The sequence below is a fragment of the Bacillus sp. FSL P2-0099 genome, from assembly GCF_038007445.1.
GTDB classification, from domain to species: Bacteria; Bacillota; Bacilli; order Bacillales; family Bacillaceae_G; genus Bacillus_A; species Bacillus_A mycoides.
Window position 1 is genome coordinate 1,913,204 of record NZ_JBBOXE010000001.1, and the last position, 26,161, is coordinate 1,939,364.

At 34.1% G+C, this 26,161-nt stretch carries 23 protein-coding genes, 1 pseudogene and 2 other annotated features; of the genes and pseudogenes, 22 read left to right on the forward strand and 2 right to left on the reverse strand.

Going from position 1 to position 26,161, the window contains the following annotated elements; all coding sequences use genetic code 11:
- The first annotated feature begins 556 nt into the window (after positions 1 to 556).
- Positions 557 to 1,837, forward strand: a complete 1,281-nt coding sequence (gene entFM, locus MKY90_RS09735) for an enterotoxin EntFM (RefSeq protein WP_341091204.1) — start codon at positions 557 to 559, stop codon at positions 1,835 to 1,837.
- 166 nt (positions 1,838 to 2,003) lie between these two features.
- On the opposite strand, the gene MKY90_RS09740 is transcribed toward entFM, so the two are convergent.
- Positions 2,004 to 2,768, reverse strand: coding sequence for an alpha/beta fold hydrolase (locus tag MKY90_RS09740; RefSeq protein WP_002141349.1), 765 nt, complete (start codon positions 2,766 to 2,768; stop codon positions 2,004 to 2,006).
- A gap of 275 nt (positions 2,769 to 3,043) precedes the next feature.
- On the opposite strand from MKY90_RS09740, the gene MKY90_RS09745 reads away from it, so the two are divergent.
- From MKY90_RS09745 to MKY90_RS09780, 8 genes are all read left to right on the forward strand, one after another.
- A complete protein-coding gene (locus tag MKY90_RS09745) occupies positions 3,044 to 4,804 on the forward strand; it encodes an ABC transporter ATP-binding protein (RefSeq protein WP_341091206.1) in 1,761 nt (586 codons plus the stop codon).
- A gap of 86 nt (positions 4,805 to 4,890) precedes the next feature.
- The gene (gene hitR, locus MKY90_RS09750) at positions 4,891 to 5,568 is read left to right on the forward strand and encodes an envelope stress response regulator transcription factor HitR (RefSeq protein ID WP_341091208.1); all 678 of its coding nucleotides are present in this window, start codon (positions 4,891 to 4,893) and stop codon (positions 5,566 to 5,568) included.
- Complete coding sequence (gene hitS, locus MKY90_RS09755) at positions 5,565 to 6,638, forward strand: envelope stress sensor histidine kinase HitS (protein WP_341091210.1); 1,074 nt, start codon at positions 5,565 to 5,567, stop codon at positions 6,636 to 6,638. Before hitR ends, hitS begins: the two co-directional genes overlap by 4 nt.
- Positions 6,639 to 6,806: 168 nt before the next feature.
- Positions 6,807 to 7,526 carry a 3-ketoacyl-ACP reductase gene (locus MKY90_RS09760; protein ID WP_000818985.1) on the forward strand — a complete coding sequence of 240 codons (720 nt, stop codon included), beginning with the start codon at positions 6,807 to 6,809 and terminating at the stop codon, positions 7,524 to 7,526.
- A 149-nt stretch (positions 7,527 to 7,675) separates the two neighbouring features.
- A complete protein-coding gene (locus MKY90_RS09765) occupies positions 7,676 to 8,347 on the forward strand; it encodes an O-methyltransferase (RefSeq protein ID WP_016103188.1) in 672 nt (223 codons plus the stop codon).
- A gap of 133 nt (positions 8,348 to 8,480) precedes the next feature.
- Positions 8,481 to 9,359 (forward strand): aminoglycoside 6-adenylyltransferase, encoded by an 879-nt coding sequence (locus MKY90_RS09770; RefSeq protein WP_063217775.1) that lies wholly within the window; start codon positions 8,481 to 8,483, stop codon positions 9,357 to 9,359.
- A gap of 160 nt (positions 9,360 to 9,519) precedes the next feature.
- Positions 9,520 to 10,350: a peptidoglycan-N-acetylglucosamine deacetylase gene (locus tag MKY90_RS09775; RefSeq protein ID WP_002031366.1), complete on the forward strand. Its 831-nt coding sequence runs from the start codon at positions 9,520 to 9,522 to the stop codon at positions 10,348 to 10,350.
- A gap of 70 nt (positions 10,351 to 10,420) precedes the next feature.
- Positions 10,421 to 10,759, forward strand: coding sequence for an SdpI family protein (locus tag MKY90_RS09780; protein ID WP_002012358.1), 339 nt, complete (start codon positions 10,421 to 10,423; stop codon positions 10,757 to 10,759).
- Positions 10,760 to 10,803: 44 nt separating this feature from the next.
- On the opposite strand, the gene MKY90_RS09785 is transcribed toward MKY90_RS09780, so the two are convergent.
- Entirely contained in the window at positions 10,804 to 11,412 is a 609-nt protein-coding gene (locus MKY90_RS09785; protein ID WP_078184734.1) for an NUDIX hydrolase, read from the reverse strand.
- 81 nt (positions 11,413 to 11,493) lie between these two features.
- On the opposite strand from MKY90_RS09785, the gene MKY90_RS09790 reads away from it, so the two are divergent.
- From MKY90_RS09790 to MKY90_RS09845, 13 genes and pseudogenes are all read left to right on the forward strand, one after another.
- Positions 11,494 to 12,132: a pyridoxamine 5'-phosphate oxidase family protein gene (locus MKY90_RS09790; RefSeq protein WP_341091213.1), complete on the forward strand. Its 639-nt coding sequence runs from the start codon at positions 11,494 to 11,496 to the stop codon at positions 12,130 to 12,132.
- Between the two features lie 236 nt (positions 12,133 to 12,368).
- Positions 12,369 to 12,600: a binding site (T-box leader), on the forward strand.
- A gap of 116 nt (positions 12,601 to 12,716) precedes the next feature.
- Positions 12,717 to 12,948: a binding site (T-box leader), on the forward strand.
- A 307-nt stretch (positions 12,949 to 13,255) separates the two neighbouring features.
- Positions 13,256 to 14,551, forward strand: a complete 1,296-nt coding sequence (locus MKY90_RS09795) for a homoserine dehydrogenase (RefSeq protein ID WP_078184736.1) — start codon at positions 13,256 to 13,258, stop codon at positions 14,549 to 14,551.
- Positions 14,544 to 15,602, forward strand: a complete 1,059-nt coding sequence (gene thrC / locus MKY90_RS09800; RefSeq protein WP_000276430.1) for a threonine synthase — start codon at positions 14,544 to 14,546, stop codon at positions 15,600 to 15,602. The genes MKY90_RS09795 and thrC overlap by 8 nt, the downstream gene beginning before the upstream one ends.
- A complete protein-coding gene (thrB, locus tag MKY90_RS09805) occupies positions 15,599 to 16,492 on the forward strand; it encodes a homoserine kinase (protein ID WP_078204805.1) in 894 nt (297 codons plus the stop codon). Before thrC ends, thrB begins: the two co-directional genes overlap by 4 nt.
- Positions 16,493 to 16,584: 92 nt before the next feature.
- Positions 16,585 to 16,797, forward strand: a complete 213-nt coding sequence (locus MKY90_RS09810; RefSeq protein ID WP_002031378.1) for a DUF6366 family protein — start codon at positions 16,585 to 16,587, stop codon at positions 16,795 to 16,797.
- A gap of 221 nt (positions 16,798 to 17,018) precedes the next feature.
- Positions 17,019 to 19,322, forward strand: coding sequence for a glycoside hydrolase (locus MKY90_RS09815; protein WP_341091215.1), 2,304 nt, complete (start codon positions 17,019 to 17,021; stop codon positions 19,320 to 19,322).
- 359 nt (positions 19,323 to 19,681) lie between these two features.
- On the forward strand, positions 19,682 to 20,683 hold the full coding sequence (locus MKY90_RS09820) for an LCP family protein (RefSeq protein WP_098168058.1): 1,002 nt from the start codon (positions 19,682 to 19,684) through the stop codon (positions 20,681 to 20,683).
- Between the two features lie 62 nt (positions 20,684 to 20,745).
- A pseudogene (locus MKY90_RS30395) lies at positions 20,746 to 21,012 on the forward strand (sensor histidine kinase); the annotation flags it as partial.
- Between the two features lie 134 nt (positions 21,013 to 21,146).
- Positions 21,147 to 21,968: a peptidoglycan-N-acetylglucosamine deacetylase gene (locus MKY90_RS09825; protein ID WP_201051895.1), complete on the forward strand. Its 822-nt coding sequence runs from the start codon at positions 21,147 to 21,149 to the stop codon at positions 21,966 to 21,968.
- Positions 21,969 to 21,982: 14 nt separating this feature from the next.
- Entirely contained in the window at positions 21,983 to 22,639 is a 657-nt protein-coding gene (locus MKY90_RS09830) for a YkyA family protein (RefSeq protein ID WP_002086134.1), read from the forward strand.
- Between the two features lie 158 nt (positions 22,640 to 22,797).
- Entirely contained in the window at positions 22,798 to 23,478 is a 681-nt protein-coding gene (locus MKY90_RS09835) for an MgtC/SapB family protein (RefSeq protein ID WP_002012374.1), read from the forward strand.
- A 77-nt stretch (positions 23,479 to 23,555) separates the two neighbouring features.
- Positions 23,556 to 24,092 (forward strand): GNAT family N-acetyltransferase, encoded by a 537-nt coding sequence (locus MKY90_RS09840; RefSeq protein WP_215552500.1) that lies wholly within the window; start codon positions 23,556 to 23,558, stop codon positions 24,090 to 24,092.
- A gap of 250 nt (positions 24,093 to 24,342) precedes the next feature.
- Positions 24,343 to 26,151 carry an IucA/IucC family protein gene (locus tag MKY90_RS09845; protein ID WP_078184741.1) on the forward strand — a complete coding sequence of 603 codons (1,809 nt, stop codon included), beginning with the start codon at positions 24,343 to 24,345 and terminating at the stop codon, positions 26,149 to 26,151.
- Positions 26,152 to 26,161: the final 10 nt, after the last annotated feature.

The window sequence follows — 26,161 nt, forward strand, 5'->3', positions numbered from 1 at the left end:
ATAAATATCCTGAAAATTCCATGGATAGTGAAAAATAGATAGTGGAATGTGTATTTTCGTCAAATTAGAACAGAATTTTTGGAGTTAAATCTTACAAATCGTCAAATCTTTTAAAAACGATGGATAATATCAAAAATAGTTTTCTAAAAATATTATACTATTGATAAAAAAAGCATTTTTTGTCATGATAAGAGTATGCTTCATGGAAGGGACTTTACTAGAAAATACATTCTTTGCATTGTATTAGATTAATAGAGTTTTTTAAAGTGGATAGCAAAAGAAAAATATATATTAAGATAATGAATGGAATGTCGAATTTTCAATGAAATACATAAGGAATTTGAAAAAAGCATTGCAAAAACACACTGTTCAATGATAAAGTTCACATGAAGTTCACACTAAATTCACTTCAATCGTTTAAAATAAACGATGTGTGAAAAATAAAACTCTTGCTAAAAAATGGAACTGGATGAATATTTTACTTTGATAATATTGTAAAGTACTAAGTTTATAGTTTTCTCAAGAGGATAGTAGGGAAAGGAAGTAAAGACAACTTATGAAAAAAGTAATCGCAGGTTTAGCAGCAGCATCTGTAGTAGGTGTAGCAGTTCCTGGAATGGATTCTGCTCATGCACAAGTTTCAAATGATGCGCTAAAAGAAATTAATGGACAAACTCAAACTCAAACGACTGTAACTGAAACAAAAACGGTAGAAACAACTTCTGAATTAAAATACACAGTAACAGCTGATGTATTAAATGTACGTTCAGGTGCTGGTACAGGACATAACGTTATTTCTAAAGTGAAATCAGGTCAAGTACTTCAAGTAATTGGACAAGAAAACGGTTGGTTCAAAGTTAGTGTAAATGGTCAAACAGGTTATGTAAGTGGGGACTTCGTAACAACTGGTGGCAATAAAGGAACTACTACTACTGTTCAGCAGGGAACAGGTACTTACACAGTAAACGTTTCTTCATTAAACGTACGTACAGGCCCAAGTGCATCTCATACTGTTTTAGGTTCTGTAAATAAAGGAAAAACAGTTCAAGTTGTAGGTGAAGTTCAAGATTGGTTTAAAATTAACTTCAATGGTGGAACTGGATACGTAAGTAAAGACTTCGTAACAAAAGGTGGTTCAGCTGTATCTAACGAAACTCAGCAACCAACTACAAACAACAACAACAATACTACTACAGTTCAAACTGGTGGATCTTATGTTGTTAACACAGGTGCTTTAAAAGTACGTACAGGTCCAGCTACATATAACCCTGTAATTGGTGGGGTAACAAATGGTACAGTATTAAACGTTACTGGCGCTGAAAATGGTTGGTATAAAATTAACCATAATGGCCGCACTGGTTACGTAAGTGCAGACTTTGTTAAGTTTGTAAAAGGCGGAGTGAACAATGTAGTTACTGGTGGTAACCAAGGTACGAACCAAGTACAAAAACCAACAGCACCAACAGGTGGAGATACATCTTCAATCGCTGGATTCGCTAGATCTTTAAATGGTTCACCATACAGACCTTCTGGTACAACACCTGCTGGTTTTGACTGCAGTGGATTCATTCACTACGTATTAAATCAAACTGGTCATAAAGGCGAACGTCAAACAGTTGCTGGATACTGGAGCTCTAAAACAAAAACTAGTAATCCACAACCAGGTGATTTAGTATACTTCCAAAATACTTATAAATCAGGTCCTTCTCACATGGGTGTTTACTTAGGAAACGGACAGTTCATTAGTGCAGAAACGACTTCAACTGGTGTGAGAATTAGTTCTGTAAGCAACTCTTACTGGAGCAAGCACATGTTAGGTTACACAAAAGCATACTAAGAAAAAGTATTATATATACTTTTCGTATAGAGAAAAGGCTTTCCAGGGAAACTTGGGAAGCCTTTTTCATAGTTGGATAAACTAACAGTATAGTAGTATTTATCCTGCTATTTGCGGGATAATAATCAGCGGGGATGGACAAATCCCCGCTGATTAAAGTTTCACTTTATGTCAATTTTCCATGCAAAAACTTAGCATATAAATCATGAAAATAGTTTGGACGGAATAAGTTTGCTGCATGACCTGCTAATGGAATTTCTTTATATAAAACGTTCGGAAGAATGGACTTCAAATCAAAGAGACAAGATTTATAGAGATGATCATGTTCTCCCATCACCCATAATATAGGATGGGGAAGTGCTTTTAATTTAGATTTTAAGTCGAATTCTAAGCGGTGTCGTAATGACTCAGCAATAATGGACGAGTGTAATTGTAATCCGAAACGGTAATAAATATTTCGTGAAATAACAGCGAACGGATTTGCCCTTAGTATTCCACTTGGAAAAATAGTACTAGCATACTGAGAAAGCCAAGATGAATATTCATCACCACGTTTTTCCCAAAAATTCTGAAAAACATTATACAAACGGGAAGGGTTATTATAATGTCCACCAATATGACAAATACTCAATACTTTTTCTGGATGCATTTGTGCAAATGTCGTAGAGATATAACAGCCATAGCTTAGAGCGCAAATATGAGCCTTTTTAATTCCCTCTTTTTCATACAAGTTCAATAATTGATCTACGAGGCGCTGTATTGAAAAGTCGATAGCTTCTCCTTTATCGTCGCCGTGACCTAATAAATCATAAGTTATAATGTTGTAGGAGGCAGAAAATCGTTTATGCTCTTTTTTGAAGGCGCGGCGATTTCCAACTAATCCATGAATAAAAATGATTGTTTCCTTTTCGGAATGTGTATTTGTTTGCAAAAAGGATACTCCTTTCAATGCTGGAGATTTATATAGTGTTTTAAATTAGCTAATTGATAAAATTAGTTATATATTTTCTATGCGTAGTCTATAATTTACATAGAATAATAATAAGTACCAGGTAATAATATCAGATATTTATACTTGTTGTAAAGATGAGTTTATATGTATATTTTGTAAAATTAGAAAAAAGTGTGTTTACATTCAGTTTACATTTATAGCGTATTCTAGTTTTAGAAAGAATAGTTTTGTTTATAACGAGGAGATGAACGACAATGGAAGTTAGGAATACAGAAAAGAAAAAAGGGAATTGGAGGCAGTTTTTACGTCTCATTCAAGATACAAATCCACCGAAAGGCATTCTTATTTTTGCATTAATAATGAGCTTACTTTCTACTGGAGCGAGTTTGTTTATTCCAATGCTGACAAAAGGTTTAGTTGATAATTTTTCACTTTCTTCAATTAGTACGGGACAAATTGTTGGATTAATTGCATTCTTTATTATTCAAACAATTGCTGCAGGATTGTCAATTTATTTACTGAATTATATTGGACAAAAAATTGTAGCTGGACTTAGAGAACGATTGTGGAAAAAGGTACTTATTTTACCAGTGTCTTATTATGATCAAAACAGAACGGGAGATACAATTAGTCGTATGACAAATGATACAGGTGTTGTTAAAACATTAATTTCTGAGCATTTGTCAAACTTATTAACAGGCGGTATCTCAATTATTGGGTCATTAATTGTATTATTTGTTTTAGACTGGAAAATGACAATTTTACTTTTAACGGTTATTCCATTATCGGTACTAATTTTAGTTCCACTTGGACGGAAAATGTATAAGATTTCAAAAGCACTTCAAGATGAAACGGCTTCTTTTACTAGTGTATTAACACAAGTACTATCAGAAATTCGTTTAGTAAAATCTTCAAATACGGAAAAAAAAGAATATGAAACAGGTAATACAGGTATCCAAAAATTATTGCAATTTGGTTTGAAAGAAGGAAAAGTGCAAGCATTAATTTCACCTGTTATGTCGTTTGTTTTAATGGCATTGCTTGTTATTATCGTAGGGTATGGTGGAATGCGAGTTTCTAGTGGTGCATTAACAACAGGTGAACTTGTAGCATTTATTTTGTATTTAGTTCAAATTATTATGCCAATGAGTCAGTTATCAATGTTCTTTACTCAGTTCCAAAAAGCAATTGGTGCAACCGAAAGAATTAATACGATTTTAGAATATGAAGTAGAAGATTATGAAACAGGTATGAATGTTACAAATGCGAAGCAGCCGATCGTTATTGAAAATGTACATTTTGAGTATAACGAAGAAGAGAAAATCTTGAAAAATATCGACTTCACGATTGAATCTGGAAAAGTAACGGCGATTGTAGGACCAAGTGGTAGCGGAAAAACAACTTTATTCTCGCTGTTAGAACGTTTTTATGAGCCAACTAGTGGTTTCATAAAATTAGGGAAAGAACCAATTACAGCATATTCATTACAATCATGGCGACGTCAAATTGGTTACGTTTCACAAGATAGTCCGTTAATTGATGGAACGATTCGTGATAATATTTGCTACGGTGTTGAGGGTGAAGTGACGGATGAAGAAATTGAAAAAGTAGCAGCGATGGCGTATGTTGATGCGTTTATTCATGATTTACCAAGTGGATACGCAACAGAAGTTGGAGAGCGTGGTGTGAAGCTTTCTGGAGGGCAAAGACAAAGAATTGCGATTGCTCGAGCGTTACTACGAAACCCGCAAATCCTTATGTTAGATGAAGCGACGTCAAGTCTTGATAGTAAATCGGAATCGGTTGTTCAGAAGGCGTTAAATAACTTAATGAAAGGTAGAACAACTTTAGTTATTGCGCATAGACTTTCTACTGTTGTAGATGCAGATAAAATTATCTTTATTGAAAAAGGGAATCTTACAGGAAGTGGCTCACATGATGAGTTATTACGGACACATGACATGTACCGTGAATTTGCAATGCAACAATTGAAAATTAAAGAAGGAGCATTATAGAATGAAAACAATCAGTGAAGGGGCACTTCACTGATTGTTGATTTTAGAGTGCTAAAAAGTATGTTAAGCAGAAAGGATATGATTCCTTGATACCCAAAATTTTAATTGTAGATGATGATCCGCACATTAGAGAACTTGTTTCTATATTTTTGGAACGAGAAGGTTTTCAAACATATGAGGCCGTTGATGGATTAGATGCTCTTCGAAAAATAGAAGAAGTGAGAGTCGAAATGGCGATTATTGATATTATGATGCCAAATATGGATGGGTTTGATTTATGTTATGAATTAAGAAAATACTATGATATCCCAATTCTTATGCTGACTGCTAAAGGTGAAACATCTCAAAAAGTAAAAGGATTTCACCTCGGAACAGATGATTATCTTGTAAAACCATTTGATCCTTTAGAATTAGTTGTGAGAGTGAAGGCATTATTGAAACGTTACCAAATTACAGTATCGCAATCTATTCAAGTTGGGAATGTACTGTTAAATCGTAAAACATTTGAAGTTAACGTTGGAGAACAAACGGTGACGCTGCCGCTAAAAGAATTTGAGTTGCTCTTTACATTAGGATCTAAAGCGGGGAGAACTTGTTCAAGAGAGCAATTAATAGAAGACGTATGGGGATATGATTTTGAAGGGAATGAACGCACGCTAGACGTTCATATTAATCGGTTGCGTGAAAAATTTCAAGAAAAGTTATCGAAGTTTAGTATAAGGACGATAAGGGGCTTAGGGTATCGCTTAGAGGTAAGTAAATGAGGAAAAGAGAAAGAATGAGTAAGATGAAGATGTTAAAAGTAATGGGGGCGATAGTAGCGCTCTTTACTTTTCTTACTATAATTTGGTCAATAGCCTTTTTTGTATCGTCTAGTGTAATGAAAGCTTTTGAAATAAACGTATCGCCTTTTATTACTTTTCTAATTAGTGATATGGTCGGCTTTGTTTTTATCGTTCTTATTTGGACATTAATCGGAATTTTAATGAGACCGAAGCGAGAGGCGATGATTTGGACGATCATTGAACCGATACAAAAAATTGCAAAAGGGGACTTCTCTGTAAAAATACGGAATGAAGAAAAGTATGATGGCGAAATTGGTGTGCTTGTAAAAAGTATTAACGATATGACGGATGAACTTAATGCAATGGAGAAAATGAGACAAGAATTTGTATCGAATGTTTCTCATGAAATACAGTCGCCATTAACATCTATTAAGGGATTTGCTCGAGCGCTACAAGATGATAATCTACCAGTTGAAAAAAGAAAACATTATCTTACTATTATTGAAACTGAAACAACGCGATTATCTAAATTGAGTCAAAATTTATTGAAGCTAACACTTTTAGAGTCAGAGGAGTATTCACCAGAAAGAGCTACTTATCGATTAGATCAACAGTTGAAACAAATTGTGTTAAATAGTGAGCCTCTTTGGGATGAAAAAGGACTTGAGCTAGATCTTGATATGGATAAAGTGTGTGTTACTGCAGACAAAGAAAGTATGAGCCAAGTATGGATTAATTTAATTCATAACAGTATTAAATTCACACCAAATGGTGGCGCGATTACAATTCATTTAAAAGAACATAAGGAATTCCTGGAAGTAAGTATTCATGATACGGGAATTGGTATATCCGAAGAACAGAAGCAACATATTTTTGAACGTTTTTATAAAGCGGATTCTTCACGAAACCGTGCTTATGGAGGAAGTGGATTAGGTCTAGCAATTGTAAAAAAAGTACTCGACCTTCATCAAGGAAAAATAACAGTTGAGAGTGTAGAAGGAAATGGTACAGAATTTATTGTGCGTATTCCAAATCATGAAGAAAAATAGTGTTAGAAGGAGGCCTTCTAACACTATTTTTCTTTAAAAATGCATTTACCATTACTATAGTTACCTATAAGTAACCTACGCACATAAAAGTGCATCATTGCCTTTTTGCATAAACATAGATACACTTTTAATATAATAAACAACTGAGATGATTAAGGAGTGTTATACTTGGCAGAATTATTACAAGGAAAAAATGCTTTAATTACAGGAGCAGGTAGAGGGATTGGTCGTGCTGTAGCGATTGCGTTAGCGAAAGAAGGCGTAAATGTAGGTCTTTTAGCTCGTTCAGAAGAAAACTTAAAAGCTGTAGCGAAAGAAGTGGAAGCAGAAGGTGTAAAAGCTGTTATTGCGACTGCTGACGTATCTTCATATGAAGAAGTAACGACTGCAATTGAAACATTAAAAAATGGTTTAGGATCTATCGATATTTTAATTAATAACGCTGGTATTTCTAAATTCGGTAAGTTTTTAGAATTAGACGTTGCTGATTGGGAAAAAATCATTCAAGTAAACTTAATGGGTGTATACTATGCAACTCGTGCAGCTTTACCAAGTATGATTGAACAACAATCTGGTGATATTATTAATATTTCATCTACAGCAGGACAAAAAGGTGCACCTGTAACAAGTGCATATAGTGCTTCTAAATTTGGTGTTCTTGGTTTAACAGAATCGTTAGCGATGGAAGTTCGTAAACATAATATCCGTGTAACAGCTTTAACACCAAGTACAGTAGCAACTGACATGGCTGTAGACTTAGGATTAACTGATGGAAACCCTGATAAAGTAATGCAAGCGGAAGATATTGCAGAGTTTATCGTAGCGCAGCTGAAATTAAATAAACGTACATTTATTAAATCAGCAGGACTTTGGTCTACTAATCCGTAAGGGGTAAATTTATAAACAAAGAAGGGACATCTATTCTGTAATGGAATGGGTGTCCCTTTTTTATTTTTTTGTATGTAAAGCAGAATTGTCGGTATAATGTGAAGTGAATGGTAGAAAAGCATGAAAAACTTGAAGGGGATGGTATTTCCATGAGTACGATTGAGAAATGGACGGCTGTTGATCAATATATGAGTGATGTATTAATACCGAAAGACTCTACATTAGAAGAAGTTCTTCAAGCAAATGCTTCAGCTAATTTACCGGCACATGATGTATCGCCAACTCAAGGGAAGTTTTTACAACTATTAGTACAAATTCAAGGAGCGCGTAACATTTTAGAGATTGGCACTCTAGGCGGATATAGTACAATATGGCTTGCAAGAGCATTGCCATCTGGAGGGCGAATTGTTACATTAGAAGCAAGTGAAAAGCATGCTGAAATTGCACGGAGCAATATTGAGCGTGCCAATTTGAATGATAAAATTGAAATACGATTAGGATTAGCGTTAGATTCTTTAAAACAAATAGAAAATGAGAAGTATGAACCATTTGATTTTATTTTCATAGATGCGGATAAACAAAATAACCCTGCTTATTTTGAATGGGCACTGAAACTATCACGCCCTGGTACTGTAATTATTGGGGATAACGTAGTACGTGAAGGTGAAGTTATTGATAATACTAGTAGCGATCCTCGTGTACAAGGGATACGCCATTTCTATGAGCTAATAGCTGCTGAGCCGCGTGTAAGTGCTACTGCGCTTCAAACTGTAGGAAGTAAAGGGTACGATGGGTTTGTAATGGCAGTCGTAACAGAGTAATGTAAGGAGGAAAAAGGGATGAAAAAGAAGTTTCAAAAATTATAACGTGTATCTTGTACAACGAATTTAGCTCGTGGACCTCCAATTTACATAGCTTTATATTATATATTAAAAACTTGGAGGCTATAAGAAGATGAGAACTGAAAAAGAAATGTTAGACTTAATTATAAATACAGCAAAAGAGGATGAAAGAATTCGAGCTGTCATCATGAATGGGTCACGTGTGAATCCAAATGTGAAAAAAGATTGTTTTCAAGACTATGATATTATTTATGTTGTAAAAGATATACAATCTTTTACGTGTAATCATAGTTGGATTAATAGATTTGGAGAAATAATGATTGTGCAAATGCCGGAAGAAATGTCGTTACTTCCAGCTGATAAAGACGAGAAATTTCCGTATTTAATGCAGTTCATGGATGGGAATCGAATTGATTTAATGCTAGTTCCAGTTGATTTAATAAATAAATTTATTGGACAGGATAGTTTAAGTAAATTACTACTGGATAAAGACAAATGTATTGGAGAATTTCCGCCAGCAAGTGATAAAGATTACGTTATAAAAAATCCTACAGAAAAAGAGTTTTTGGATTGCTGTAATGAATTTTGGTGGTGCAGTACAAATGTAGGAAAAGGATTGTGGCGCGAGGAACTTTCTTATGCGAAAGGAATGCTTGAAGGCCCAATGCGTGATATGTTAATCGTAATGCTAGAATGGCATATTGGTATGAAAACAAATTTTACAGTGAATACCGGAAAGTTTGGTAAGCATTTCGAGCAATATGTTGAAAAGGATACGTGGGAGCAATTTAGAAAGACATTTTCAAATGCAGAATATGAAAATATATGGCAGTCATTTTTTGTAATGGGAGATCTGTTTAGGGAAGTTGCGAACGAAATTGCTAACACATATGGATATCAATACCCGCAAGATGATGATGACAAAGTGACAAGCTATTTAAAACATGTGAAAGTTTTGCCGAAAGATAGTACATCGATTTATCCCGCGTAAACGGGCAGTAAAACCCCCACTGATTAAAGTTTCACTTTATTAATTGTATAAAGCAGTAAGACTGTCCTAATTACGGACAGTCTTATTTTTGTTCATGAATAAGAATTTCTCTAACAAAGTACAGATGAATCACATATGAAATTTTAGGGAGGTTTTTATCATGTATTATTTTTACGCACCAGAAATGTTCGTTCCATTTCATTGGGGACTAGAACGAAATGTTTCGTATGCTTATATGCCATATCATTCATTTTATTATGGAAACTATATAGACGCAGTGCCGTATGTATTAAATGTTCCGCAAAATGATCAAGTCAAAGTGAAGGAAGAGAATCGGGGGTCATGGACACCTTTTTCATGGGTTGAAAAATATGCGTATGCATTTTCAGGACCATACAATAAAGCGGAAGTAGCTCTTACATTTGATGATGGACCAGATTTAGTATTTACGCCAAAAATTTTAGATAAGTTAAAACAATATAATGTAAAAGCTACTTTTTTCTTGCTTGGTGAAAATGCAGAAAAGTTTCCGAATGTAGTAAAGCGTATCGCGAATGAAGGGCATGTAATTGGTAATCATACGTATAATCATCCGAATTTAGCGAAAGTAAATGAGGCTGAGTACCGTAATCAAATTATAAAAACGGAAGAAATATTAAATCATTTAGCTGGTTATGCACCGAAGTTTATACGTCCACCATACGGTGAAATACTTGAAAATCAATTGAAGTGGGCGACAGAGCAAAATTTTATGATTGTACAGTGGAGTGTTGATACAGTTGATTGGAAAGGGGTAAGTGCTGATACGATTACAAATAATGTGCTAGGGAATTCATTTCCAGGAAGTGTCATACTTCAACATTCGACTCCAGGTGGACATTTGCAAGGATCTGTCGATGCACTAGACAAAATCATTCCGCAGTTAAAAACGAAAGGGGCACGTTTTGTAACACTTCCAAGTATGTTCCAGACATCTAAAGAGAGAAAATAAAAATGTTAATAATTGGGTTTTTAAGAGTTGTATAGTATAATGAAGGTGTAAGTTAGGGGGGATATAATTGATAGATGCACTAGTAAACATAGGAATGAGCATATTGATTGGTATTATATTTATACTTGCGGCACTTATTCTTCAAAAAAATCCACCGACGGATATTAACGCAGCATATGGTTACCGTACGAAACGGTCTATGAAAAATAAGGAATTATGGGATGCAGGTAACAAGTATAGTGCAGAAGTGATGAAACAAAATGGATTCATTATGATGTTAATTGGAAGTGTTATTAGTATACTGTTTAGATATCCACATACAATGATAGCGATTATGATTGTTATGCTGTTGTTAATTATACGATTATTTATACGAGTAGAGAAAAAATTAAAGATACTTGAGCAATAAAAAAATAAGACTCCCGAATAAAGTAAGCTGGGAGTCCTATTTTTTTATAAACTATTTTTGTTTAGCAATTCTTGTCCTTGCACTATAACAAATTCATAGTATTCAAGAGCATAAGGATAAATATCTTCAAATGTTATCGTTATCGGATTACTGTTTAAAACAGAATTAGTCGTTAAAGATGAAATCTCTCTTCTTAATAGTTGTAGAAAAGAAGTTGCATGTACTTTCATCACATCGTCTACTTCTTCACCTGGTGCAAATGGAAGTGGCTTTATTACATTGTGAAAATACATATGACAAAATTCACGATCAGTAAGATTTGAAATTTCATAATCTATTTTATAGATTCCTTTGTATGTTAGATCAGTAGTTTGAAAGGAAAGTCCTAATTCTTCTTCAATTTCACGAAGACCGCCAATTTCTACTTCTTCATCATGCATAATATGTCCAGCCGATGTAATATCCCATATATTCGGAGCTTCTTTTTTATTTTTAGAGCGTAATTGGAAATATAAGAACATATCCTCAGCATCTTTTTCTACAAACCAGCAATGAAATGTTTCGTGCCAATCACCGTCACGATGCACGTCATCACGTAATTTCTTTCCAAGTGTATTTCTTTCAGGATCAAATATTGTTAACCACTCTGTCATTTTAATTCCCCTTTCTGCAAATTTTATTATACAATATTTGTATTGAATTTTGGGAAAATAAAGAAAAAGGAGTGATTATTAGTGAAGATAGAGAATAAGGAAATAAAATCAATAATTTCAACTGAGGAAGAATTACGACAAATATTGGGGCAACCAAGTGAACGGGCTTTGAAAAAAGTTATTTCATCACTTGATCATCATTGTGTAGATTTTCTGTCTAAATCTCCTTTTCTAGTATTATCTACTGCAAATAAATTCGGAGAGTGTGACGCTTCGCCGAGGGGAGACGCACCTGGATTTGTATATGTTTTAAATGAAAATAAAATTGTTATTCCAGAAAGACCGGGAAATCGTCGTATAGACTCTATTTTAAATATTATTTCAAATCCACACGTAGGGTTAATCTTTTTTATTCCGGGTCTTGGGGAAACACTCCGAATAAACGGTAAAGCATATATTACAAACGATGAAGAAATTTTGAAAGAAATGCAGGCGAATGGACGTAATCCGTTACTTGGAATTGTTGTTGAAATAGAAGAATGCTATATTCATTGTGCAAAAGCTTTTATTCGTTCAAAAATGTGGGATCCAGAGTCATGGTTAAATAAAACAGAGCTACCATCAGCACCGAAAATGTTAATGGAGCATGCGAAAGTGAATGCTTCAGAAGAGGAAGTTAGACGTTCTTTAGAAGAAAGTTATAGGGAAAGATTGTATTAAAAATTATTTTTTAAATATAGTGTTGAAGTATGAAACTCTAAACGTTTTAGAGTGAGACTTTAACTATGAATATTGTTAATTTGTATGTGATGAATATATGTGCAAGAGAATAAATCTGTATTAGATGATTTGTTATTTTAAAATATAATTATTCATATTCTTAAAAATTGTGAAGAAAAATAGGCTTGCTTTTTGAAAAGTTGATAACTATAATAAGTTAACAAATAGACATGAACGAAAAAGTAACGATAAGGACATGAGATGATTTTTACGGTTTACAGAGAGGGAAGACAAGGCTGTGAGCTTCCTAACACGAAAAATGATTTTACCACCTTTGAACTTCAATAGTGAACGAGTAATCTAGTAATTATTGACGGTATCAGCCGTTATCTGAACTTGAGCAATCTAGAAAAAAGTAAGTCTAGGTTGGAACAAGGGTGGAACCACGAAAACACATTCGTCCCTTTCCTAGGGATGAGTGTGTTTTTTTTATAGTTTTTAAGATTGAAAATTTTAAATAATTAAAAAATATTATTGATTTTGTTTTTTATGCGAGTATAATGAGTTAACAAATAAACATGAGCGAAAAAGTAACGATAAGGACATGAGAACATTTTTACGGTTTACAGAGAGGGAGGCCAAGGCTGTGAGCTTCCTAACACGAGAAATGATCTTACCACCTTTGAACTTCAATAGTGAACGAGCAATCTAGTAATTATTGACGGTATCAGCCGTTATCTGAACTTGAGCAATCTAGAAGAAAGTAAGTCTAGGTTGGAACAAGGGTGGAACCACGAAAACACATTCGTCCCTTTCCTAGGGATGAGTGTGTTTTTTTATCCCGCATTAACGGTCAGTAAGATTCCCATCTCAAAATTTGGCGGATGCGAGGGAGTAAGACGGGAGATCAACTGTCCGTAAAAGCCCAGTTGGTTCAACTAATAATCAGTGAGGAATGGACAAAATCCCCACTGATTAAAGTTTCACTTTATTACTTTGAAAGGAGGTGCGGTAACATGAAACGATTAGTACGTACGGAAATAACCACCACCTGCATGATTAAAAAGCAGAGTAAGGTGATTCATAGGTGTAACAATTAAACTATTTAGGAGGAGATTAGAAAATGAATAACGTTATTAATGTTGGTGTATTAGGATTAGGTACTGTCGGAAGTGGTGTTGTCCATATTTTGAAAGAACATTATCGAAAAATCACTCTTGATACAGGATATGAAGTAAAGGTAAAGACAGTCGTTGTACGTGATTTGGAAAAGGAACGTGATGTTTGCATTGATGGAATCGTAGTAACAAGTAATGTCGATGAAGTTCTAAATGATTCAAATATTGATATTGTAGTAGAGGTAATGGGCGGAATTGAAGAAGCGAAACAGCATATTGTTACGGCTTTACAAAATAAAAAACATGTTGTAACAGCAAATAAAGATTTAATGGCCGTATATGGTGCGGAGCTTCTGCAACTGGCAAATAAAAATGAATGTGACCTATGTTACGAAGCGAGTGTAGCCGGTGGGATTCCAATATTAAGAGGATTATCAGACGGGCTAGCTTCAGATCAAATTGAAAAAATAATGGGAATCGTAAATGGAACAACAAATTATATGTTAACAAAGATGAGTCAAAATGGATGGTCGTATGAAGAGGCTTTACAGGAAGCGCAAAAATTAGGGTTTGCAGAATCAGATCCGACAGCGGATGTAGATGGACTAGACGCTGCGAGAAAGGTAGCAATTCTTGCAAACTTAGGTTTTTCGATGAATGTTTCTTTAGATGATGTTCAAGTTAGAGGTATTCGAAAGGTTGAAAAAGAAGATTTAGAGATGGCCGAAAAATTAGGATTTACAATGAAATTAATTGGTAAAGCTGAAAAACAAGGATCATCCATTCACTTAAGTGTAGAACCGACTTTATTACCACGTCATCATCCGCTATCGAATGTGAATAATGAATTTAATGCGGTGTATGTTCACGGTCAAGCAGTAGGAGAAGTGATGTTTTACGGACCTGGAGCTGGGAAGTTACCAACTGGTTCTGCTGTAGTAAGTGACATTATTTCAATCGTTAAAAATATGAATCAAGTTCCGAAAAATAAAAGTGCGTTAAAAGAACCAGAGCCTTACGAATTACAAGGAGATGAAGAAGTAGTTTCGAAATATTTCTTACGTATTTCATTACGAGATGAGCCAGGGATGTTACGAAAAGTAACGGAATGTTTCGTTAATTATTCTGTAAGTTTAAAAGAAGTTATTCAATTACCTTTAAATCGTGAGCTTGCAGAAGTCGTTGTTGTGACGCATCAAACTTCAAAATATCAATTCGAGCAAGTTTTAGGAGCGATAGAAGATGTCGCAAGTGAAATAAACAGTTACTACATTATTGAGGAGGAAAAACAATATGTATAAAGGACTATTAAAACAGTACGCTTCTTATTTACCGGTGAATGAAAACACACCTGATGTCAGCTTAATGGAAGGGAATACACCCCTTATTCCATTATTAAATATATCAAAACAATTAGGGATTCAGTTATACGGAAAATATGAAGGAGCGAATCCAACAGGTTCTTTTAAAGACCGTGGTATGGTAATGGCAGTTGCAAAGGCGAAAGAAGAAGGTTCAGAGGCTATCATTTGTGCATCTACAGGTAATACATCAGCATCAGCTGCCGCATACGCGGCACGCCTCGGAATGAAATGTATTATCGTAATACCAGAAGGAAAGATTGCGCATGGGAAATTAGCGCAAGCAGTTGCTTATGGAGCGGAGATCATTTCAATAGAAGGGAATTTCGATGATGCACTTAAGGCTGTAAGAAATATTGCTGCAGAAGAGCCGATTACATTAGTAAACTCAGTAAATCCTTACCGAATTGAAGGACAAAAAACAGCAGCATTTGAAATTTGCGACCAGTTGGAAAATGCACCAGATGTTCTAGCTATTCCGGTTGGGAACGCAGGGAACATAACAGCATACTGGAAAGGATTCTGTGAATATGAAAAAGAAAAGGGTTATAAAAAACCAAGAATTCACGGCTTTGAAGCCGAAGGAGCAGCTGCAATTGTAAAAGGGCATGTAATTGAAGAACCTGAAACGATTGCAACAGCGATTCGTATTGGTAACCCAGCGAGTTGGTCGTATGCAGTAGAGGCTGCCGAGCAGTCTCATGGTGAAATAGATATGGTGTCAGATGAAGAAATATTACATGCGTATAGATTGTTAGCAAAAACTGAAGGAGTTTTTGCAGAGCCAGGATCGAATGCTTCATTAGCGGGCGTCATTAAACATGTGCAATCTGGAAAAATCAAAAAGGGAGAAACTGTTGTTGCAGTTTTAACTGGAAACGGTTTGAAAGATCCTGATATCGCAATTTCTTCTAATAAATTTGATATTGCAAGTGTGTCAAATGATATAGAGCAAATTAAAGATCATATTAAAGGGGTGATTATGTCGTGATACCATTGAGAGTACGTGTCCCTGCTAGTACAGCGAATGTCGGACCTGGATTTGATTCAGTAGGAATAGCATTGTCATTATATTTAGATGTGGTGGTAAAGGCGGAAGCAGATAAATGGCAAGTAATCCATTCCTTTGAAGATTCAATTCCAACAGACGATAAAAATTTAATTGTTAGCACGGCATGTAAAGTGTTTCCTTCTTTATCACCCTATATAATAGAAGTTACTAGTAATATTCCGCTGACAAGAGGTCTAGGAAGTAGTGCATCAGCAATTGTAGCAGGAATAGAGCTTGCGAATCAGCTTGGAAATTTGAACTTAACAACTGATCAGAAAGTTCAAATTGCTACAAATTTTGAAGGACATCCAGATAATGTTGCTGCTTCTATTTTAGGTGGAACTGTAATCGGAGCGCTGGATGGAAAGAATGTTTCGGTTGTAAGGATTGAAAGTAAGGAATTAGGCGTAATTTCTCTTATTCCAAATGAAGAGCTAAATACGGAGGAAAGTCGATCTGTATTACCAGAGGTGTTTCCGTTTCATGAAGCGGTTAAGGCTAGTGCGATAAGTAACGTATTAGTAGCTGCATTATGTCAAAAGAAGTGGGAAGTTGTAGGTGAAATGATGGAACGAGATCATTTCCACGAGCCATATCGTTTAGAACTTGTACCGTTATTACCATCAATTCGTAAATGTGCAAAAGAATTCGGAGCATATGGCACAGCGCTTAGTGGTGCGGGACCATCCATTTTTATTTTAACTCCGTACGAGAAGCGTAAAGAAATAGCTGACCAATTAGCGAGAGTATTTGCAGCTATGAAAGTATGTGAGCTTGAAATTGATCATAAAGGGATTACTGTAAATAAGGAAGAACATATTGGATTATAAAAAAAGCTAGCATCGCTAGCTTTCTTTACGTTATGGAGAATCTATTTTAAAGGGGATTTTTCGGAATGAACATTAATTTTAGAGGTGATTATATGAGTTCAAAAGAGTCACCAGAAGAAAAAAGAGAACGCATGAGACAAAGTGAATTGAAAAATAATCCTACCGGTTCTTTGAATGATGGACTCAACAGGGCGGAATCAGGTAGCCCCGCTGATATGACAGGTGGTATGAATTGGAAAGGTACAGGGATATTAATTTTAGTGCTAGTTTTAGGATATATTATATATAGTTACTTTTTCAGTTAAGGAAAGCTTGATGGAATTTAGATTTGCTTGATCTAATTATTAGTGAGAATAAAAAAACAAGGATTAAAGTTCCACTGTATTACATATTTTCTTTAAACAGATTATAGTAATACGTAAATTTTTTTTGCTCATAATAGAGCTAGCATAATGCTAGCTCTATTATTTTTTTGCCATATTCCTGTAACAAACCTCCTGTATATTCATTGGTGGAGGTGCAGAAGATGAAAAAAATGATAGCGATATGTCTTCTTACAACATTGTCACTTTCGACTTTAGTCGGGTGTGATGTAAAAGGTAATGATGCTTTACAAGAGTCTAAAATAAAGAAAGCGACGTATAAAGATTTTACTTACGATGTAAATCCTGAGACTTTTACGTTAACTGTAGAACATGATGGTGTAAAAGAACAGGCATCACAACCGTTACCAAAAATGAAGGTATCGAATTTGAAAAAAAACAAGGATCATACATCATGGGAATATCCGGATCAAAAAGTAAAAGTAAATTTAGAAAAGAAAAAAGACCACTTAAATATTGAAGTGGAATCGACTGGTGCAGAAAGTTTTACATGGCCAAAAGTGCAAGCTGAAAATTATACACTTCCGTTATGGGAAGGTAAGCAAATTCCGAGTAATGATGAGAATTGGAAGAAGTTTTTAAAGGATGATGCATATTCATTTGCTGAATCATTTTCTATGAAGTTTTTTGCATTAAATGGTTCTAAATATTCGATCGTATATATTGCGAACAATATGTTTAATAATGAATTGAAATTTCATTCAGATCCGAAAATAGGGTTTGATTTTACACATGAATTCCCGAGTATAAATAAAAATAAAACATATGGATTTCAATTATATGTGACAAATAATGATGCAGTAAGTATCGCTAAACTGTATAAGGATAATATTGCTCGAAAAGGTGAATTTAAAACATTACAAGAAAAGGCAAGAAAAAATAAAGAAATCGAAAAACTTTACGGGGCAGCTCATTTTTACTTTTGGAATCAAAATGGTTTATCAGAAAGTAACGTGAATTGGCCGAAGCTAAGAGAGCAAATAAATAGCCCGGTGTTTAGTCATATAAAAGGGCTTATTCAAAAGAATAGTTCGGAGCCTGGAGAACTGAGTGTGTTTGAGCAAGTAAGTAAACAAGATTTCATTGATAAGTACCAAAAAAATGTTATTTTACGCTATACAAACGAAGTATTATCTATGAAGGAATTGTATAAAGAGGATATTTTCCCGAAAGTTAATCAGGAAGCTAGTGTGTTATTAAAGAAAGGTGTAGATCACTTATCGAAGACAGAGCTGTATAGCTTAAATAAACATTTATTAAAGTCAGTACTCGGTGATGCAGTTGAAGAAGTAAGTAAATGGGGTAAGGCAGATGGAACGGATATTATAAAGGAAATGAAAGCGGCAGGAATAGACAATGCATGGATTGGGCTACCGAATTGGGAACAAGGGTATATGCAGCCTAATTTCGTGACAGAAGCTAAGAAAATAGGATATTTAGTTGGTCCGTATGATTCTTATCATTCTATTCACGAAAAAGCTGATAAAAATTGGAATACAGCTTCTTTTCAGGATCCATCGCTATATGAAGAGGCAACTGTGACGAAGAAAAATGGAGAAAAAGTGCAAGGATTTTTAGGTAGAGGGCGAAAGTTAAATCCAACTTTATCTCTTCCTAGTGTAAAAGAGCGAATGAACGAGATATTACAAAATGGACCTAAATATAATTCATGGTTTATTGATTGTGATGCAACAGGTGAAATTTATGATGATTATTCGGCCAAACATTTAACGACACAAGAACAAGATTTAAAAGCAAGGTTGCAACGAATGGATTATATTGCGCAAGAAAAAGGTATGGTAGTTGGCTCAGAAGGCGGAAATGACTTTGCAAGTAGCACGATTGCATTTGCTCACGGCATTGAAACGCCTGTTATTAAATGGGACGATGAAGATATGAGGAAAAATAAAACAAGTCCGTATTATGTGGGCGGATATTGGTCACCGAATCAAAATGTTCCAGAAAAATATGCAAAACAAGTACCGTTAAAAGAAGAATATAAACAAGTATATTTAAATCCAGTATATTCGGTACCATTATATAAACTAGTATACAATGATTCGGTTATTACAACGCACCACTGGGAATGGGGAAGTTTGAAAGTAAAAGATGAGGTAGGAAACCGAATGTTATATGAGTTATTGTATAATGTGCCTCCGTTGTACCATTTAGATGAAGTAGAGTGGAATAAGCATAAACAAGAAATTACGCAGCATCTGAAAGTTTGGAATGAAGTTCATGAAAAGGCAGTAAAAGAAGAAATGACGAACTTTGCATATTTGTCAGAAGATAAATTAGTCCAATCTGCTTCATATGGAAAAGATATTAAAATTATTGTGAATTTCTCTAATGATGATGTGGAAATAGAAAAAACGAAAATAAAAGCAAAATCAGCTTTAATTTATAATAATGGGAAGCAAATGATATACACACCAAATGAGAAATAATAAAGTGAAATTTTAATCAGTGGGGGGTTTATCCCTCACTGATTATTAGTCATCACCAATCAAAATTTCACGGCCAAAACTTGACTCTTTTATTCCTGCTAAATTATGAGGTGAAAGTCTTACTACCTGCAAATAACAGAATGATAAATCTGTAAATTTGAATGTTTTGAAGTGTTAAATTTTTGAAGTTGATAAATAGTGACTTGCCAAAAATAAGCACGAGAGTATAATGTGAAATGGAATACATATTGGATTCATGATGTAACCTTACAAAAATGTAAGGTGATTGAAAGGAAATTCAATATGAAGATTACTAGACATACATTATACTAGGAAAAGAGAAAGAGAGGAGAATGAACATGAGCTCTGAATTAGAACAAAATACGAGAAGCAATAAAAAACGTTCTAAAAGAAAATCAATAAAATGGTTCATTTTAATTCCATTTTTCCTACTTGTTTTTGGAGGAGTAGGATATGGATCGTTTATATATAACAAAGCAAAAGCTGTTGTAAGTGATGCATATGCACAAATTGATAAGTCATCAAAAAGGGACAAAGAAGTGGAACCTTTAAAGGATAATATTTCGATTTTAATCATGGGTGTCGATGGAAGCGAAATGAGAAAAAGCCAATATGGTGAAGCGGTTCGAACAGATGCACTTTTATTAGCGACAATTAATAAAGATGATAAATCCGTTAAATTAGTAAGTATTCCTCGTGATTCACGTGTTTATATTCCATCTAGAAAGAAATTAGATAAAATTACACACGCACACGTATTTGGTGGTGTTGAAAGTACAAGAGATACAGTGGAAAGATTTTTAAATGTACCAGTTGATTATTATGTGAAGTTTAACTTTGAGTCATTTGTACAAATTGTAGATTCAATTGGTGGTATTGATATTGATGTACCTGTTACTTTCACAGAACAAGATAGTAAAGACCAAGCAGGTATGATCCATTTAGAAAAAGGTTACCAACATTTAAATGGTGAACAAGCCCTTGCACTTGCTAGAACGCGTAAAATTGACAGTGACGCAATGCGTGGTCAAAGGCAACAACTTGTAATTGAAGCAATTGCGAAAAAAGCAATGTCTGTTCAATCAATTAGTAAAATGGGCTCTTTACTTGATGCAGTTGATAAAAATATGAAAACAAACTTAACGTTTGATGATATGCTTGCTATTACGAAAAATATGGCAGGATCAGATTTGCAAATGGAAAAGATGCAAATAGAAGGAACGGATAAACGTATTGGTGGTATTTATTATTACATTCCAAACGAAAAAAATGTGAAAGATATTTCGACTAAGTTAAATGAGCATTTAGGTGTTACACCAAAACCAACTCGAAATGAATAAGTATAAAAAAAGGTTGGCCTCAGCCAATCTTTTTTTATGGAAATGGATTGCTTCATTTATTTTTAGTAGAAGGGCTACTAGTTTTTTCACGTCTACAGTTAAATCATTTTAATTTATATAAACAAAAGGTGCAATTGTACGATATACTAGAGGAAAGAATTTGGTAATTAACTCCTAAAATAGAGAAAATAAATTCATCTCATTGCAAGTTGAAAGCGAATTGAATTGATAGAAGATGAAGATCAAACAGGTTAAAACAAATCTTCTTGAAAGTTGTACATAGTGCAATCAAGAATTGGTATGAAAAGAATAAAGAGTTTGTTGAGGCAGGAACAACAATTTTGATAAAACTCCCATTATAATTCATATTTTAGATTGTTTATATAGTGTAATAAAATAAATAGATGTATAATTATATTGGGTGATTTATATATAAGATTAATAGGGAGAGGAATTCGATAGAATGGAAAAGGCTTTTAAAATTAAACGAGTTGCAGTTGTTTCAGTAGCGATTGCAATAGTAGCTATTGGGTATTTCATGTTTCAATCTATTACTTCACCAGCAAAAGCTGTTGCTAAGCAAGAAAATATAGTGCAGCTTGCAAGTGAACAATCGAAAGTTGAAATGAATAAAACGGCGCCAAGTCGTTTTAACGGAATGGAAAGAAAAGTTGCTTATCTTACATTTGATGATGGGCCAGGAAAATATACGGCTGAATTATTAAATATGTTAAAACAGCATGATGCGAAGGCGACATTCTTTTTAATCGGAGCGAATGTAAAAGCGTTTCCTGATTTAGTAAAACGTCAAAATGCAGAGGGTCATTATGTTGGAATGCATAGTATGACACACAATTTTGCGAAGTTATATAAAAATGGTGAATATGTTAATGAAATGAAAGAAGATCAAAGCTTAATCGCAAATATTATTGGAAAATCACCTCAATTAACACGTCCACCATACGGGTCGAAGCCTGGTTTAAATGAAGACCTTCGAAACAAAGTAGTAGAGGGTGGTCTTAAAGTATGGGACTGGACAATTGATTCTTTAGACTGGAAATACAACAAAGTACCAGTCGATGCAGCGGCAGCACAAATCGCTCAAAATGTATTAGCTGGTGCAACAAATCCTCAAGAAGTCATTTTAATGCATGATATTCATCCGCAATCAGTCGCAGCTGTGCCAGCAATATTAAAGGGTCTAAAAGAAAAGGGTTATGAGTTTGAAGCATATCATGAAGAGAATCACTTCCCCGTGAACCTCTGGCATGATAACCGTATGTAATGGAGGAATTGAAGTTGAAATATGGAAAAGTAGCAGTAGTTGGAGCATTATCAGTAGGATTATTATCAGGTTGTTTCGGTGAAAAGCCAGAAGAAAATTTATTTACGGCTTTTGAAGCAGCATCTACACAGGAAAAATCTTTAGCAGATGACACAAAAAAATTAGAGAAGTTAGAAAAGCAAGGACAAGAACTTTATTCTCAAATTTTACAAGAAGGTAAAGAGCATAATGAAGCAGTTTCAAAGAAAATAGAGCAAGCTACTGCAAATGTAGACGAGCGTGAAAAAGTATTGAAAAACGAGAAGGAACAGTTAGAAAAAGCGCAGAAAGAAACGACATCCGTTCAAAATAATATTGAAAAACTCGAAGATAAGAAATTACAAAAACAAGCAAAAACAGTAGAAGAATCGTATAAAAATCGTTATGATGCCTTCCAAAAGATGAATGAGAATTACACGAAGGCGTTAGCGACTGAAAAAGAACTGTATGAAAAATTAAAAGTAAAAGAAACGAAGTTAAAAGAAATTGGTGAAAAAGTTAAAACTGTTAATGAGTTAAATGTGGAAGCGCAAAAGGCGAAAGAACAATTTAATAAACATACAAAAGAGTATAATGATAATAAATTAGCATTTTATAAAGATGCACAAATTAAAATTAAAGAACAAAAATAAAGAAAGATCTTAATTATAATAAAAAGCCGGGGAAACATTGTCAAAAATGTTTTTTCGGTTTTTTACTTTAAATGAATAGAAAAGACTGGAATTGATATCATAAAAGAGTTATAGTGGATTGTTCCAAGGGAAACATTGTAAAGTAAGGAGAATGAAGTATGTCATATGAATTTTTATTTAAATTAGGTTTAGCACTCTTTTTAGGATTATTCATCGGAATAGATAGGCAGCTAAAGAATAAACCGCTTGGTGTGAAAACAAGTATGGTTATTTCCGTAGCGAGTTGTTTAATTACAATGGTTTCAATTGAATCAGTGAATGTTTATTCTGTACCGGGTCATACAAACATGGACCCAATGCGTCTCGCCGCTCAAATTGTTAGTGGGATCGGTTTTCTTGGAGCAGGGGTAATTTTACGAAGAAATAATGACGTTATTTCAGGATTAACGACGGCTTCTATGGTATGGGCCGCGTCAGCACTAGGTATTGCGATTGGTGCAGGGTTTTATATACAAGCGACGGTTGCTATGATTTTAATTATATTAGCGATTAACGTACTTCCGCAAATTGTGAAAATTGCAGGCCCTTATTCATTAAGACAAAAGGACTTATCCATAAAAATTACCGTAAACAAACATCGAGAGTTAGACGGGATCTTTAAGCAAATTAAAAATTTAAATATGCAAGTAAAACGAGTGAAAATTAAAGATATTGATAATGGGGCATCTCAGCAATTGGAAATGGTCATTTTAGCTCCAGAAGATTTATATACAACTGAATTATATAGTTCTTTAAAAGAAATCGATCATGTTGTTTCAGTAGAAGTTGAAAGTAGATAAAAAGAGTGATGAAAATTCACTCTTTTTTTAATGCACACAAAACATTTTGCTATAATTATTTTCTAAGGGGGATGAGTATGGTGGAGATACATATTAGAAAGGCAATGAAAGCTGATATTTCGGCAATTGCGAAAGTGCATGTGGAAAGCTGGAAAACGACGTATACTGGGATATTCGCTAACGAAATTTTAGAAAATTTAACATTTGAACAAAGAAAAAAGCAATGGGAAAACATTTTTCAAAAAGAAGACAATCTACAATATAGATTTGTAGCAGAGACGTTAACTGGGGAAATTATCGGATTTATCGATGGGGGAGTTGAAAGAACAGGTACATATAATTGTGATGGGGAATTATATGCAATATACATTTTACAAAAATATCAAGGAATGAAGATAGGACAAAGATTATTTCAAGCATTGCTATCGGAATGTAAAAAAGATAATATGCAATCTCTGTTAGTTTGGGTTGTTGCTAATAACCCTTCTAAAAAGTTTTATGAAAAATATAATCCTGAAAAAATTGACACGAGACTTTTAGAAAGACTAAATGTAGAAGAAATAGCATATGCTTGGCGAGATATGGATTGTTTATACAAATCACTATCAATCTAGAAAACGATAATGTTATTATGTAAACTTAATTTACGAAAATGAAAAAATACATCAATTATTATATTGGTGTATTTTTTTGTTGACGGATTAAATATTTTGAAAAGGTGAAAAGTTTAGCTAGATAAAAAAATTCTGAAATATATCTTGAAATGATTATCATTATCAATTAAAATCATAGTTGATAATAAAATTCAACTGTCAGAAGTTTCACAAAAAAATGATAGTGTTCGTCTAAAAGAGGAGGAGCAGTATGCAGCATGCGAAACAAATCGCAGAACATGCAACAATACAAAGCTTTTTAAACTGTTATTTAAGAGAAACAGGGAGTGGAGAATGGATTACAGAGGATGAAAGAATAGAAAGTATCTTCAGTAATACGTTGAATAGAAATATAGTCCCCACATATTTATGTTGTCGGCTATCGGCACAGAAGGTTACTTTGTATGGAGAAGTTATATATAAATCATCAACAGATCGCCATTTGTTTGGAGAACAGTTTTATTATCAAATCGGAGAAACTAAAACTGTTATAAAAGCAGATTACGTTACAGTTATTACATTTTTAATAAAAGAGATGTCTATCAACTATGGAGAAGGAACTAACCCTGCTGAACTTATGCTTCGAGTTATTCGTAGTTGTCAAAATATTGAGGAATTTACAAAGAAGAGAGCAGAAGATACATCTGCATTATATGGTTTCCATACAACTTTTATTGAGGCGGAGCAATCTTTATTATTTGGACATTTAACTCATCCTACACCAAAGAGTAGACAAGGTATATTGGATTGGAAAAGTTCCATGTATTCTCCTGAATTAAAAGGGGAGTGCCAACTTCACTATTTTCGGGCACATAAAAGTATAGTAAGTGAAAAGTCATTGTTACAAGATTCTACAACGGCGATGATAAAAAAGGAATTAAAGAACGATGAAAAGGTAGGTCAAGAATTTATTGAAGAGTACTGTCAAGAAGATGAATATTCATTAATTCCAATCCATCCGCTACAAGCAGAATGGCTCTTACATCAATCTTATGTGCAAAATTGGATGAATCAAGGTGTACTTGAATATATCGGTCCAGTAGGTAAGTGTTATATGGCGACATCATCACTTAGAACGCTATATCATCCTCATTCGAAATATATGCTTAAGTTTTCATTTCCGGTGAAAGTAACAAATTCAATGCGCATTAATAAGTTGAAGGAACTTGAGAGTGGCCTTGAAGGGAAGGAAATGTTAAATACGTCAATTGGTGAAGTACTAGAAAAGTATCCAGGTTTTGATTTTATTTGTGATCCAGCCTTTATTACCTTAAATTATGGAGCAAAAGAGTCTGGATTTGAAGTGATTATTCGAGAGAATCCTTTTTATAGTGAACATGCAAATGACGTTACTTTAATTGCAGGACTAGTTCAAGATGCTATACCGGGAGAACGTACTCGTTTATCGAATATTATTCATCACTTAGCGGATTTAGAAGGTAGAAGCTGTGAAGAAGTAAGTTTAGAGTGGTTTAGACGATATATGAATATCTCTTTAAAGCCGATGGTATGGATGTATTTACGTTATGGCGTTGCATTAGAAGCGCATCAACAAAATAGTGTTGTTCAATTGAAAGATGGTTATCCAGTTAAGTTTTACTTCCGTGATAATCAAGGTTTTTATTTCTGCAATTCAATGAAGTCAGTGCTAGATAATGAACTAGCGGGTATTGGCGAACGTACTGGGAATTTATATGACGATTACATTGTAGATGAAAGATTTCGTTACTATTTAATTTTTAATCATATGTTTGGACTAATTAACGGTTTTGGTACAGCAGGATTAATAAAGGAGGAAATTCTTCTTTCAGAATTAAGGTCTGTACTTGAAGCGTTCCTTCCATATAACCGCGAACCTTCTACATTTTTAAGTGAATTGTTGGAAGAAAATAAATTGGCATGTAAAGCAAATTTGCTAACGAGATTTTTCGATGTTGATGAACTGACAAATCCTTTAGAGCAAGCAATTTATGTACAAGTAGATAATCCACTCGTTAGAGAAGTGGCTGTTCGTTCATAAGTAGTGCTAA

Bases quoted from the DNA above. Each gene is read 5' to 3' on its own strand.
- entFM (WP_341091204.1), top strand. From the start codon at position 557: ATGAAAAAAGTAATCGCAGGTTTAGCAGCAGCATCTGTAGTAGGTGTA.
- MKY90_RS09745 (WP_341091206.1), top strand. From the start codon at position 3,044: ATGGAAGTTAGGAATACAGAAAAGAAAAAAGGGAATTGGAGGCAGTTT.
- hitS (WP_341091210.1), top strand. From the start codon at position 5,565: ATGAGGAAAAGAGAAAGAATGAGTAAGATGAAGATGTTAAAAGTAATG.
- MKY90_RS09765 (WP_016103188.1), top strand. From the start codon at position 7,676: ATGAGTACGATTGAGAAATGGACGGCTGTTGATCAATATATGAGTGAT.
- MKY90_RS09770 (WP_063217775.1), top strand. From the start codon at position 8,481: ATGAGAACTGAAAAAGAAATGTTAGACTTAATTATAAATACAGCAAAA.
- MKY90_RS09775 (WP_002031366.1), top strand. From the start codon at position 9,520: ATGTATTATTTTTACGCACCAGAAATGTTCGTTCCATTTCATTGGGGA.
- MKY90_RS09785 (WP_078184734.1), bottom strand. From the start codon at position 11,412: ATGACAGAGTGGTTAACAATATTTGATCCTGAAAGAAATACACTTGGA.
- MKY90_RS09795 (WP_078184736.1), top strand. From the start codon at position 13,256: ATGAATAACGTTATTAATGTTGGTGTATTAGGATTAGGTACTGTCGGA.
- thrC (WP_000276430.1), top strand. From the start codon at position 14,544: ATGTATAAAGGACTATTAAAACAGTACGCTTCTTATTTACCGGTGAAT.
- MKY90_RS09810 (WP_002031378.1), top strand. From the start codon at position 16,585: ATGAGTTCAAAAGAGTCACCAGAAGAAAAAAGAGAACGCATGAGACAA.
- MKY90_RS09815 (WP_341091215.1), top strand. From the start codon at position 17,019: ATGAAAAAAATGATAGCGATATGTCTTCTTACAACATTGTCACTTTCG.
- MKY90_RS09820 (WP_098168058.1), top strand. From the start codon at position 19,682: ATGAGCTCTGAATTAGAACAAAATACGAGAAGCAATAAAAAACGTTCT.
- MKY90_RS09825 (WP_201051895.1), top strand. From the start codon at position 21,147: ATGGAAAAGGCTTTTAAAATTAAACGAGTTGCAGTTGTTTCAGTAGCG.
- MKY90_RS09835 (WP_002012374.1), top strand. From the start codon at position 22,798: ATGTCATATGAATTTTTATTTAAATTAGGTTTAGCACTCTTTTTAGGA.
- MKY90_RS09840 (WP_215552500.1), top strand. From the start codon at position 23,556: ATGGTGGAGATACATATTAGAAAGGCAATGAAAGCTGATATTTCGGCA.
- MKY90_RS09845 (WP_078184741.1), top strand. From the start codon at position 24,343: ATGCAGCATGCGAAACAAATCGCAGAACATGCAACAATACAAAGCTTT.